Origin of the sequence: Mesorhizobium sp. M1252 (assembly GCF_040318265.1) — a bacterium.
Lineage (GTDB): Bacteria > Pseudomonadota > Alphaproteobacteria > Rhizobiales > Rhizobiaceae > Mesorhizobium.
The window spans coordinates 44,898-57,370 of the sequence record NZ_JAMYLX010000003.1; the positions used below are offsets into that span (position 1 = coordinate 44,898).

The 12,473-nt window shown below is 65.5% G+C and carries 11 protein-coding genes and 1 riboswitch; of the genes, 8 read left to right on the plus strand and 3 right to left on the minus strand.

Features of this window, described 5'->3' with window-relative positions; all coding sequences use genetic code 11:
* Positions 1-582, minus strand: a complete 582-nt coding sequence (locus NKH22_RS06715; RefSeq protein WP_023822165.1) for a NuoB/complex I 20 kDa subunit family protein — start codon at positions 580-582, stop codon at positions 1-3.
* Positions 573-938, minus strand: coding sequence for an NADH-quinone oxidoreductase subunit A (locus tag NKH22_RS06720; RefSeq protein WP_023822164.1), 366 nt, complete (start codon positions 936-938; stop codon positions 573-575). Before NKH22_RS06720 ends, NKH22_RS06715 begins: the two co-directional genes overlap by 10 nt.
* A 327-nt stretch (positions 939-1,265) precedes the next feature.
* Between NKH22_RS06720 and NKH22_RS06725 the strand changes: the two genes are divergently transcribed.
* The 8 genes from NKH22_RS06725 to NKH22_RS06760 all read left to right on the plus strand — a co-directional run bounded on the left by NKH22_RS06725 (position 1,266) and on the right by NKH22_RS06760 (position 11,549).
* Complete coding sequence (locus tag NKH22_RS06725; protein WP_352806102.1) at positions 1,266-2,468, plus strand: winged helix-turn-helix domain-containing protein; 1,203 nt, start codon at positions 1,266-1,268, stop codon at positions 2,466-2,468.
* A 29-nt stretch (positions 2,469-2,497) separates the two neighbouring features.
* A riboswitch (cobalamin riboswitch) is annotated at positions 2,498-2,702 on the plus strand.
* A gap of 38 nt (positions 2,703-2,740) precedes the next feature.
* Positions 2,741-3,169, plus strand: a complete 429-nt coding sequence (locus tag NKH22_RS06730) for a DUF1636 family protein (protein ID WP_023822162.1) — start codon at positions 2,741-2,743, stop codon at positions 3,167-3,169.
* 2 nt (positions 3,170-3,171) lie between these two features.
* Positions 3,172-4,224 carry a cobalamin biosynthesis protein CobW gene (gene cobW / locus NKH22_RS06735; protein WP_023698338.1) on the plus strand — a complete coding sequence of 351 codons (1,053 nt, stop codon included), beginning with the start codon at positions 3,172-3,174 and terminating at the stop codon, positions 4,222-4,224.
* An 18-nt stretch (positions 4,225-4,242) separates the two neighbouring features.
* Complete coding sequence (gene cobN, locus NKH22_RS06740; RefSeq protein ID WP_352673996.1) at positions 4,243-7,923, plus strand: cobaltochelatase subunit CobN; 3,681 nt, start codon at positions 4,243-4,245, stop codon at positions 7,921-7,923.
* Entirely contained in the window at positions 7,920-9,383 is a 1,464-nt protein-coding gene (cobG, locus tag NKH22_RS06745) for a precorrin-3B synthase (protein ID WP_023739147.1), read from the plus strand. Before cobN ends, cobG begins: the two co-directional genes overlap by 4 nt.
* Before the next feature lie 2 nt (positions 9,384-9,385).
* Complete coding sequence (locus tag NKH22_RS06750) at positions 9,386-10,018, plus strand: precorrin-8X methylmutase (RefSeq protein WP_023739148.1); 633 nt, start codon at positions 9,386-9,388, stop codon at positions 10,016-10,018.
* Positions 10,015-10,788 (plus strand): precorrin-2 C(20)-methyltransferase, encoded by a 774-nt coding sequence (locus NKH22_RS06755; RefSeq protein ID WP_031199068.1) that lies wholly within the window; start codon positions 10,015-10,017, stop codon positions 10,786-10,788. The genes NKH22_RS06750 and NKH22_RS06755 overlap by 4 nt, the downstream gene beginning before the upstream one ends.
* Positions 10,785-11,549: a precorrin-3B C(17)-methyltransferase gene (locus tag NKH22_RS06760; RefSeq protein WP_352909233.1), complete on the plus strand. Its 765-nt coding sequence runs from the start codon at positions 10,785-10,787 to the stop codon at positions 11,547-11,549. Before NKH22_RS06755 ends, NKH22_RS06760 begins: the two co-directional genes overlap by 4 nt.
* Here NKH22_RS06760 and NKH22_RS06765 read toward each other — a convergent pair.
* On the minus strand, positions 11,513-12,286 hold the full coding sequence (locus tag NKH22_RS06765) for a cobalt-precorrin-6A reductase (protein ID WP_032999802.1): 774 nt from the start codon (positions 12,284-12,286) through the stop codon (positions 11,513-11,515). The genes NKH22_RS06760 and NKH22_RS06765 overlap by 37 nt on opposite strands.
* Positions 12,287-12,473 lie beyond the last annotated feature (187 nt).

The following is a 12,473-nucleotide window of genomic DNA, read 5'->3' on the forward strand; positions in this document are numbered from 1 at the left end:
CTACCGTTCGATCGTGCCGGTGCGGCGGATCTTCTTCTGCAGGAGAAGAATGCCGTAGAGCAGCGCTTCGGCGCTTGGCGGGCAGCCGGGCACATAGATGTCGACCGGCACGATGCGGTCGCAGCCGCGCACCACCGAATAGGAATAGTGATAATAGCCGCCGCCATTGGCGCAGGAACCCATCGAGATGACGTAGCGCGGCTCCGGCATCTGGTCGTAGACCTTGCGCAAAGCGGGGGCCATCTTGTTGGTCAGCGTTCCCGCCACGATCATGATGTCCGACTGGCGCGGCGACGCGCGAGGAGCCACGCCAAACCGCTCCGAATCATAGCGCGGCATCGAGGTGTGGATCATCTCGACGGCACAGCAGGCGAGACCGAAGGTCATGAACATCAGCGAGCCGCTGCGCGCCCAGGTGATCAGCGCCTCGGTCGAGGTGACCAGAAAACCCTTGTCGGCCAGTTCATTGTTGATCTCGAGGAAGAACGGATCGTCGGAACCGACCGGACGTCCGGTATTGGGGTCGATCAGGCCTCTGGGCTTCGGCGCGACGAGCGTTCCGGAACTGTCGTTCAATCCCATTCCAGCGCTCCTTTTTTCCACTCATAGGCAAAGCCGATGGTCAGCACCCCCAAAAACACCATCATCGACCAGAAACCGAGCATGCCGATCTTCGAGAACGACACCGCCCACGGAAACAGGAAGGCCACTTCCAGATCGAAGATGATGAACAGGATCGACACCAGGTAGAAGCGGATGTCGAATTTCATCCGGGCATCGTCGAACGAGTTGAACCCGCACTCGTAGGCGGAAAGCTTCTCCGGATCGGGATTGCGATAAGCCACCAGAAACGGCGCGATGATAAGCGCCAAGCCTACAACCGCGGCCACGGCGATGAAGAGGACGATGGGCAGGTATGAACTGAGGAGTACGTTCATGCTCGGCTTTCCGTTGGCGGCCAATCCACTTTGATTACAGCAACCAACCCTAATGCGGAAGCGCGACAGTTTAACCGCTGAACCGTTTTAGGTGCCTTTGCTGCAACGCGGCGAGGGTTAGCGCACGGCTTTCAGCGAAGCAAGTCAAACCTTGTTCAAAAGACAGTGCTGGACGGCAGGCCGGGAAAAACTGGTCCGATCTCCTCCTGTTTGGTTTCCTTCATCTTTCACTCCACTTTTGTCTCCTGACACATCTCCCGCCATTTGCCTGCTAGCATGACCGGAATCGCCGGCTAAAGTCGGGAAAATGGTTCGAGGCAAGACACTTTGACGAAGGACAAAATCTCACTCCCGACGGCCAGGCGCATCGCGCTCGCCGCGCAAGGATTTCTCGATCCCCGCCCGGGCGGCACGCCCGATCGCCGCCACCTCGCCCGCGTGCTGTCGCGCACCGGCTTGCTGCAGATCGATTCCGTCAGCGCGGTGGTGCGCGCCCACTATATGCCGCTCTATTCGCGGCTTGGCCCCTACCCGCTGGCTTTGCTCGACAATGCGGCCATCACCCGCAAACGCACGGTGTTCGAATACTGGGCGCATGAGGCCTCGTTCCTGCCGGTCGAGACCTACCCACTGATGCGCTGGCGCATGCAGCGCGCTGAAAGCGGCGACGAAATGTATCTGGGCCTCGCCAAATGGGGCCGCGAGCACGCCGCCTATATCGAAGAGATCTACCGCGCGGTCGCCGAGCGCGGCCCGATTGCCGCTTCGGCACTGGAGGGCCAGAAAGGTTCGGGCGGCTGGTGGGGCTGGAGCCACGCCAAGCACGCCTTCGAATGGCTCTTCTGGGCCGGACGCATCACCACGGCGCACCGCCGTGGCTTCGAGCGTTTCTACGACCTGCCCGAGCGCGTGCTGCCGCAGGCGATCCTCGACCTGCCGGTGCCGGCGGCCGAGGACGCGCACCGCGAATTGCTGCGCATTTCCGCCCGCGCCCACGGCATCGCGACGTCGGGTGACCTGCGCGATTATTTCCGCTTGTCGCCAGCCGACATGAAGGGCCGGTTGGAGGAACTGGTTGAGATGGGCGAGTTGCTGCCGGTAAACGTCGAAGGCTGGGACAAGCCGGCTTACCTCTATAAGGACGCCCGTCTGCCGCGAAAGATCGAGGCCCGCGCGCTACTGGCGCCCTTCGATCCGGTGGTCTTCGAGCGCTCGCGCACCGAGCGCCTGTTCGATTTCCACTACCGCATCGAGATCTACACGCCGGCCGAAAAGCGCCAATATGGCTACTACGTGCTGCCCTTCCTGCTCGGCGACCGGATCGTCGCCCGCGTCGATCTCAAGGCCGACCGGCCTGCGAGTGTCTTACGCGTCCACGCCGCCTACGCCGAAGCAGGCGCACCGCCTGAGACAGCTGCAGAGTTGTTCGAGGAATTGAAGCAGATGCAGGGCTGGCTCGGCCTTGAGCGCGTCGAAGTAACGCCGGCCGGCAATTTGGGGAAGCCTTTGGCCGACATCGCCATGTCGTAGCCGTGCGTTGACACAACTCCCCGCAACAGCCTAAATCCGTTCCAGACGGTCCCCTGCCCGCAACGGCAAGGGCCAAGAGGGAATGCGGTACGGGACGAAAATCCCAAATCCGCGGCTGTCCCCGCAACTGTAAGCGACGAGCCAAGGCCGAAAGCCACTGGGTAACACCGGGAAGGCGGCTAACCAAGGCGATGACCCGCGAGCCAGGAGACCTGCCGTCTGAGACAAAGTATCCGATCGCCTGGCGGGTTTCCGGGCAAGGAGCACGGTTTTTGGACCAGAACAGCAGTTTTTCGGCTGGCACAGCGGATGTTTCGTCTGCCAATAGCGGCGCGTTGGCTGGCGTGACCGTCATCGTCTGCGCCTCATGCCGCGATGAAACCGGCTCAGACGCTCACCCCCGCGCCGGCGAACTGCTGGCCGACGACACGCGCCTCGCCGCAGCCGATGACAACATCCGCGTCCGCACCGCCGAATGTCTCGGCAATTGCAAGCGCCGCCTCAGCGCCGCGATCCTGCGCGATGGCTGCTGGAGCTATGTCTTCGGCGATCTGACCGCAACCAGCGGCGCCGACCTCGTTACCGGCGCAAAGCTCTTCGCGACTTCGGCCGACGGCCTCATCCCGTGGCGCGGCCGGCCCGATAGCCTCAAGCGCGGCCTCGTTGCCCGCATCCCACCCCTCGACATGCTGAAGGACTGACGATGAACGCTTCAAACCCGGCCGCCAACCTCTCCCGTGTTCCCTGCACTGTCGTTACAGGCTTCCTCGGCGCCGGCAAGACGACGCTGGTCCGCCATCTCCTGGAAAATGCCGGCGGCAAGCGCATCGCCATCATCGTCAACGAGTTCGGCGACATCGGCATCGACGGGGAAATCCTGAAAGGCTGCGGCATCGACACCTGCCCCGAGGAAAACATCGTCGAACTGGCCAATGGCTGCATCTGCTGTACAGTCGCCGACGATTTCGTGCCCGCCCTCGACAAGATCCTCGCGCTGACACCGAAGGTTGACCACATCCTGATCGAGACCTCGGGCCTGGCTCTGCCCAAGCCGCTGGTCCAGGCGTTCCAGTGGCCGAGCGTGAAGAGCCGGGTAACCGTCGACGGTGTCATCGCCGTGGTAGACGGCCCGGCGCTGGCCGAAGGCCGCGTCGCCAACGACATGGACGCTTTGCAGGCACAGCGCGCTCAGGACGAGACGCTCGACCATGACGATCCTGTCGAAGAAGTGTTCGAGGACCAGATCGCCTGCGCCGATTTGATCATCCTGTCGAAGAGCGATCTGATGGACGCCCCCGGTTCGGCCCGCGCCAACGCCATCATCAATGAACATTCCGCCCGCGCGGTAAAAATCGTGCCGACTGCGCATGGCAAGGTCGACCCGTCGGTGCTGCTTGGCCTCGGTCTCGCCGTCGAAGACGACATCGAGAACCGCAAGTCGCATCACGACGGCGCTTTCGATCATGAGCATGACGATTTCGACACCTTCATCGTCGACATCCCCTCGATCGCCAATCCCGACGACCTGGCCAAGCGCGTCGCCACCGCCGCCGAACAGGAAAACGTGTTGCGTGTAAAAGGCTTCGTCGATGTCGGCGGCAAGCCGATGCGGCTTTTGCTGCAGGCCGTCGGCCCGCGCGTCAATCATTACTATGATCGCGCCTGGGCGGCTGAGGACGACCGCCGCTCGCGTCTTGTCGTCATTGGCCTGAAAGGACTGAACCGCCCGGCGATCGAGCGTATACTCGCCGGCTGATCCAAACCACGAGCCGAAATGCATATACTCACCACCACATCCGCCTCGCTCGACGATCTCGCCGAGCCCGTCGATCTCGGGCAGACGCCGGCGGATATCGTGGCGCTGTCCTTCACCGACAGCGACCTCGCCGGCCTCGCGGCGGCGTGGAAGGCCGATGCCGCCCGCCTGCCGTCGATGCGGCTGGCGGCGCTGCGCGACCTGCGCCATCCCATGTCCGTGGACCTCTGGATCGACAGCGTCGCCCGCCACGCCAAGGTGATTTTGGTGCGCATCCTCGGCGGCTACGACTGGTGGCGCTATGGCTGCGACCAGCTTGCCGCGACTGCCCGTGCGAACGGCATCAAGCTGGCGCTGCTGCCGGGCGAGAGCCACGACGAGGATCTCAGGCTGATCGAAGCCTCGACGCTGCCGCGCGAGGATCTGGACGTCCTGCTTGGTTATTTCCGCGAGGGCGGACCGGAGAATATGGCAGCACTGATGCAGCGGCTGGCGGGGTTGGCTGGGCAGGATGCGGCGGCGGCTGAGCCGGTCAGCGTGCCGAAAGCTGGTTACTACGAGCCTGGCCGCGGCGTCGTAGGCAAGTTGGATTTTGCCGATGTCGGCGTTCCTTCACACCCCCCTCTGTCCTGCCGGACATCTCCCCCGCAAGGGGGGAGATCAGCCGGCGCGGACCTCGGCACTTTTTCTGCCCAGCCGATAATAGATTCCTCTGCAACATCCCCGATTGGCGAAAGCGTCGATGAGAGCACAATCTCCCCCCTTGCGGGGGAGATGTCCGGCAGGACAGAGGGGGGTGGGCGGGAACTCGGCGCAGACAACATCAACTCTCCCATCATCCCCATCCTCTTCTACCGCTCGATGCTGCTGGCCGCCGATGTCGCGCCAATCGATGCCCTCTTTGATGCACTCCGCCAGCGCGGCATGAGACCGGTCCCGATCTTCGTCTCCAGCCTCAAAGACCCGACCTCCCTGGCCTTCGTCGAAACCGCACTGGCCTCGCTCAACCCCGCCGCCATCATCACCGCAACCGCCTTCGCCTCCGGCGCCGAACCCGGCGTCCAAACCCTGTTCGACCGCGCCGGCGTGCCGGTCTTCCAGGTCATCGTCGCCACCACCCGCCGCGACGTCTGGGACAACAACCAGCGCGGCCTGGCGCCCGCCGACCTCGCCATGCATGTCGTGCTGCCCGAACTCGACGGCCGTATCCTTGCCGGCGCGATTTCCTTCAAGGGCGAGAGCGAGACCGACCCGGCGCTCGGCCACCGCGCTTTCGCCAACCGCCCGGAACCGGATCGCGTGGCGCAAGTGGCGGACAGGCTAGCGGCGTTCACACGGTTGCAGCAGACGCCCCGCGCGACGCGTAAGTTGGCGATCCTCATTCCGGACTATCCGAGCGCGCCCGGCCGCACTGGCTATGCAGTGGGCCTGGATGTGCCGTCCAGCGTGCTGGCCATGCTGCATGACCTGAAGGAGCAGGGCTATCGCGTTGACGGGATTCCAGAAACGCCGCGTGCGCTGCTGGATGCGTTGGGGCGGAGCGATGGTGGGCTGGGGCTGGATGAGTATCTGGACTTCTCAAAGGATTTGCCGGCTGAGGCACTGGCTGCAGTCGAGGCGGCATGGGGCGCTCCTTCACCCTCCCCCTTGTGGGGAGGGTCGGTTCGCGACATTCGCGAAGCGGATAGCGCGAAACGGGGTGGGGGTAGCGGTGCACCACCCCCACCCGGCGCTGCGGGCCACCCTCCCCACAAGGGGGAGGGTAAGAGCGGCTTCCCCTTCCGCGCCGCCACCTTCGGCAACATCACTGTCGCTCTCGCCCCCGACCGTGGCCGCTCGGCCGACCGCCGCGCCGATTACCACGACCCGACGCTCCCTCCCCGCCACAACCTCATCGCCTTCGGCCTGTGGCTGCGCAAATCGCTCCGCATCCATGCTCTCATCCATGTCGGCGCTCATGGCACGCTGGAATGGCTGCCCGGCAAGACGGTAGCGCTCTCACAAAACTGCTTCCCCGAGATCGTCACCGGCTCGTTGCCCGTCATTTACCCCTTCATCGTCTCCAATCCCGGCGAAGCGGCGCAGGCGAAGCGGCGTATCGCCGCCGTCACGCTTGGCCATCTGCCGCCGCCGTTGACCGGTGCCGGCCTCGACGAAGGGCAGCACAAGCTCGAACGCCTCGTCGACGAATACGCCCAGGCCGACGGCCTCGACCGCCGCCGCCGCGATCGTCTGGCCAAGCTGATCGTCGACACGGCGCAAAAGACCGGCTTCGCCTCCGAAGCCGGCGTCGCCGGAACCGATGCGCCCGACGAGGCGCTGCGCCGCATCGACGCCTGGCTCTGCGACCTCAAGGATTTCGCCATCAAGGACGGCCTGCACATCTATGGCCGCGCTCCCGACGACGAGCCCGACGCCATGCGCGTGCAAAGCGCGGAGGCCGAGAAAGCAGCACTTCTTGCCGCGCTCGACGGCCGTCACATCAAGGCGGGTCCGGCGGGCGCACCGGCGCGTGGCCGCTCCGACGTGCTGCCCACCGGCCGCAACCTGTTCACCTCCGACCCGCGCACCATGCCGACGCCGACCGCCTACGATCTGGGAAAGGCGGCGGCAGAAGAAGTCGTGCGCGGCTATATGCAGTCGCATGGCGACTGGCCGCGCTCGCTGGTCATCGACCTCTGGGGCTCGGCCTCGCTGCGCACTGGCGGCGAGGAGATCGCGCAAGGCCTGGCGCTGATGGGCTGCCGGCCGCAATGGGACAGTGCCACCGGCCGCATCACCGGCATCGAAGTGCTGCCGCCGGCCACGCTCGGTCGCCCGCGCGTCGATGTCACCTGGCGGATTTCGGGTCTGTTCCGCGACATGTTCCCGACCCAGATCGCGCTGATCGACGCCGCCGCCAACGCCGTAGCCGCGCGCGACGAGGACGATTCGGAAAACCCGCTCGCCGCCAGAACCCGCGCCGATGGCAAGATCGGCCCGCGCATCTTCGGCACCTCGCCCGGCACCTACGGCGCCGGCGTCGAGGACCTGCTGTCCAGCGGCGACTGGGTCGGGCGCGAAGAAATCGGCCGCGCCTATCTCGATGCGACATCGCATGCCTATGGCGGCGCCGAGGGCGAAGGCATTGCCTCCCCCGGCGCTTTCGAGACCCGCATCGCCGAGGCCGATCTGCTCGTCCACACCGGCGACGATCCCGGCCGCGACATTCTCGAGGGCTCCGCCGACGTCGCCTTCATCGGCGGCTTTTCGGCTGCACTTGCGACGCTCGGCCGAAATGCCGACGTCATCGTGCTCGACACCACCGACCCGCACAAGCCGAAGCCGCGCTCGGTCGGCGAGGCTGTGTCGCGGGTTGTGCGGGCGCGAGCCGTCAATGCGCGTTTCATCGCCGGCCAGATGCGGCACGGCCCGCGCGGCGCCTCCGAATTCGCCGAAACGGTCGACCGCCTCATCGGCTTCGCTGAAACCACGCACGCCATTTCAGGCGCGCTGATCGAGGCCGTGCATGATGCCTATGTCGGTGATCCCGATGTCCGCGCCTTCATCCTGCGCGAAAACCCGGCCGCAGCCAAAGTCATCGCCGAACGCTTCCTGTCGGCGCGCCGGCGTGGTCTCTGGCATCCCTTGCGCAACGCGATCGACGACGATCTCGCGGCGTTGATCGCCGAGGCCGAGGCGCTCGGGGTCGCGGCATGAACGCCTTCTCGCGCCGCGGCGCCTGTCCGGCTCTCTCGGCGCCGATGCAGACCGGCGATGGCCTGCTGGTGCGGCTCAACCCGGTTGCTGGAGGGCTTTCCCCCAAGTCGCTGATCGGACTCTGCGAATCCGCCTTGAAGCGCGGCAACGGCATCATGGAAGTGACCGCACGAGGCAGCCTGCAGATACGCGGCCTGACGGCGGAAAGTGCGGTGCTGTTGGCGGCGGAGGTCGATGCACTGGGGATTGCAGTGCGTACCGGCGTGCCGGTCGAGACCGGGCCGCTGGCCGGCATCGATCCGCGGGAGATTGCCGATCCGCGATCTTTGGCTGAGCGGGTCAGGGCTGCGGTCGAGGAAGCTGGGCTGACGCCAAGGCTCGGGCCGAAGGTTTCGGTGGTTGTCGATGGCGACGGGCAGTTGACGATGGATGGGGTGACGGCCGATGTCAGGCTGAAGGCGGTGCGGGACGGCGCTAGCGTTCTGTGGACTGTATCTGTCGCTGTTGACGGTCAAAGCGCGAGGCCGCTTGCGACGGCCGATGAGGATGCAGCGCGCGATATTGCGGTTGCTGCGCTGAGGATGGTTGCCGAGAAGGGGCGTGACGCACATTCTCGGGATTTGTCGGAGAGGCAATTGGCCTCTCTCGCAAGCTGGCATTCCCTCGCGCCCCCCTCTGTCCTGCCGGACATCTCCCCCACAAGGGGGGAGATCAGCAGGGTCGCCGGCGGCTCTCCACTTTCGACGCTGAAAATTGGCGAAATCGCCCACGAAGACGCAATCTCCCCCCTTGAGGGGGAGATGTCCGGCAGGACGGAGGGGGGTGTGCAGGATCGCCGGCCTATCGGTCTTTTCCCCTTATCCAACGACACCACCGCTCTCGGCATAGCCCTCCCCTATGGCAGCATGCCGGCCGAAAAACTCATCGCCCTCGCCCAAAGCGCCCTGTCCCTCGGCGTCGCCGAAATCCGCCTCGCCCCCGGCCGCGCCTTGCTTTTCCTCGGCCAACCATCGTCCGCAAACCACCTCCTGCAGGCCACCGCCACCGCGCTCGGCTTCGTCACCACCGCCGCCGACCCGCGCACCCGCATCGCCGCCTGCCCCGGCACCCCTGCGTGTGCCTCCGGCCGCATCGCCACGCGCGACATCGCCGAGACAATCGCCGCCGAAAACGCTGATATCCTCGACTTCACACTGCACATTTCCGGCTGCGCCAAGGGCTGCGCTCACCCCGGCTCTGCCGCGCTAACAATCGTCGGCGGCGAAAACGGAGCCGGACTTGTCGTGAACGCGACGGCAAAGGCCCTTCCTGCGGGCTACAGGCCGGGCTATGACGCCGCGCGCGGCATCGGTCGCGTCGCAGCGATGGTCCGCAGCGCTCAATATCCAGGTGAAACCGCCGCCGCCTGCCTGACAAGGCTCGGACCGGCGGCAATCGCCGAAAGCTACCGACAGGAATAAGCATGGCCGCCTACGATTACATCCATGACGGCAACGCCATCTATGAGCGCTCTTTTGCCATCATCCGCGCCGAGGCCGATTTGTCCCGCTTTTCCGAGGCCGAGGCCGACATTGCCATCCGCATGATCCATGCCTGCGGCCAGGTCGAAGCATCAAGTCATTTTGTTTTCTCCAGCGATTTCGTTGCCGCCGCCCGCAGCGCCTTGACGGCCGGCGCACCGATCTTCTGCGACGCCGAAATGGTCTCGCATGGCGTCACCCGCGCCCGGTTGCCGGCCGGCAACGAGGTGATCTGCACCTTGCGCGACCCGCGCACGCACGACATCGCCAAGCAGATCGGCAACACCCGCTCGGCCGCGGCAATCGATCTGTGGGGCGAGCGTATGGCCGGTTCGGTGGTCGCCATAGGCAATGCGCCGACGGCACTGTTCTATCTCCTGGAAAAATTGCGCGACGGCGCGCCGAAGCCGGCGGCGATCATCGGCATGCCGGTCGGCTTCGTCGGGGCCGCCGAATCCAAGGATGCGCTGGTGCAGAATTCCTATGGCGTGCCCTACGCCATCGTGCGCGGCAGGCTTGGCGGCAGCGCCATGACTGCAGCCGCGCTCAATTCGCTGGCGAGGCCCGGCCTGTGAACGCAGCTGTCAAAGAAGATCTGGCAAAAGGCCGCCTCGTCGGCGTCGGCACCGGTCCCGGCGATCCCGAACTCTTGACGCTGAAAGCCGCGCGCGTCCTGGCCGAGGCCGATGTCGTTGCCTATTTCGCCAAGCGCGGCAACAATAGCAACGCGCGCGCCATCGTCGAGGCGCGTTTCCGGCCGGATATGCTGGAACTGCCGCTTCTCTATCCCGTCACCACCGAGATCGACAAGGATCACGACGACTACCGTTCGCAGATCACCGATTTCTACGAGGAGTCGGCCGAGAAGGTCGCCGAACACCTCGAAGCCGGCCGCATGGTCGCCGTGCTCTCCGAAGGCGACCCGCTGTTCTACGGCTCCTACATGCACCTGCATGTCCGCCTCGCCCATCGCTTCCCGACCGAAGTCATCCCCGGCGTCACCGCCATGTCGGGCTGCTGGTCGCAGACCGGCGTGCCGATCGTCCAGGGCGACGATGTCCTGACGGTTTTGCCCGGCACGATGAGCGAGTTCGAGCTGACACGCCGTCTCGCCGACACGGATGCCGCCGTCATCATGAAGGTCGGCCGCAACCTGCCCAAGATCAGGCGGGCGCTGGAAGCCACCGGCAAACTGACCCGCGCCGTCTATGTCGAGCGCGGCACCATGGCCGGCAGCGTTTCGTTGAAGCTCGCCGACAAGCCGGACGACAAGGCCCCCTATTTCGCCATCGTGCTGGTCGCCGGCTGGTCCGGCCGGCCTGGCGTTATGGGAGGCACGCCGTGAGCGGCCGGCTCACCGTCATCGGCCTTGGGCCCGGCAATGCCGACCAGGTGACGCCGCAAGCCAGCCGCGCCGTCGCCGAGGCAAAGTTCTTCTATGGCTACAAGCCGTATCTCGACCGGCTTGATCTTCGCCCGGATCAAACCCGCGTCGCCTCGGATAATCGCGAGGAACTCGCCCGCTCCAAGGACGCGCTGGTAAAGGCGGCGGACGGCCATGACGTCGCCGTCGTCTCCGGCGGCGATCCCGGCGTGTTCGCCATGGCGGCCGCCGTCTGCGAGGCGATCGAGGCCGGTCCGGCCGAATGGCGCACCGTCGATGTCACTGTCGTGCCCGGCGTCACCGCCATGCTGGCGGTTGCCGCCCGCATCGGCGCGCCGCTCGGCCATGATTTCTGCGCCATCTCGCTGTCCGACAATCTGAAGCCGTGGGACTTGATCGAACTGCGCCTGCTGGCGGCGGCCGGCGCCGGCTTTGTCATCGCGCTCTATAACCCGATCAGCAAGGCGCGCCCTTGGCAGCTCGGTCGTGCCTTCGAATGCCTGGCCGCCATCCTGCCCGGCACCACGCTGGTCATCTTCGGCCGCGCCGCCGGCCGCCCGGACGAGCGCATCGAGGTCTTTTTGCTGGCCGATGTCGACGCGCAAAAAGCCGACATGGCGACCTGCATCATCATCGGTTCGCCGGAAACACGGATCATCAAGCGCGGCGACAAACCGGCGCTGGTCTACACGCCGCGCTCCGCGACGGGGTCGAGCAAATGATCGACCCAAAATTTATCAACAAGAGCGGCGAGTTCATCGACGGTCTCGGTCGAAGGCACCTCCGGCAGGAAGGGCCTGCGCACCATCACCACCTCGATACCGAGCGCCCGCGCCGCGGCGATCTTGCCGTAGGTGGCCTCGCCGCCGCTGTTCTTGGATACGACGACATCGATGCGGTGCTCCTCGAGCAGAGCGCGTTCATCCGCCTCGCGAAACGGCCCACGCGCCAGCAGGTAGGCCGCATCCGGCACCGCCAGTTTCGGCTCGACCGGATCGACGCTGCGGATGAGGTAGTGATGCTGCGGCGCCGCCTCGAAAGCCGCGACCTCTTGCCGGCCGAGCGTCAGGAAGGCGCGGCGCGGCGTCGATCCAAGCGCGTGCACCGCATCGCCTGTCCTATCGACCTGCGTCCAGCGGTCGCCGTCGACAGGCTTCCAGCCGGGACGGCGCAGCGCCAGGATCGGCACACCGGTCAGGCGCGAGGCTTGCGCCGCATTGGCGGATATCTGCGCCGCATAGGGATGTGTGGCGTCGATCAGCAGGTCGATGCCCGCCTCCCTGAGATAGGCGGCCAGCCCGTCGGCGCCGCCAAATCCGCCGCTGCGCACCGGCACGCCTTGCGCGACCGGGCTTTCGGTGCGGCCGGCCAGCGACAGGGTGACACGGAAATCTTCCACCAGTTTTTCGGCCAATTGGCGCGCTTCTGTCGTGCCGCCAAGGATCAGAATCTTCTTCATGAGCACCATGTTGAACAGCGTCGGCGCTGCCCCTCACCCCTACCCTCTCCCCGTGAAGAACGGGGAGAGGGAGGCGTCAGCGCCGGAGCGTCTCCCTTCTCCCCGTCACTACACGGGGAGGTGAGGAGTGGTCTGGCTGGCAGACGAAAAGTCAATTGCTTGACTTTTCGAACGACGAACGCCTCAG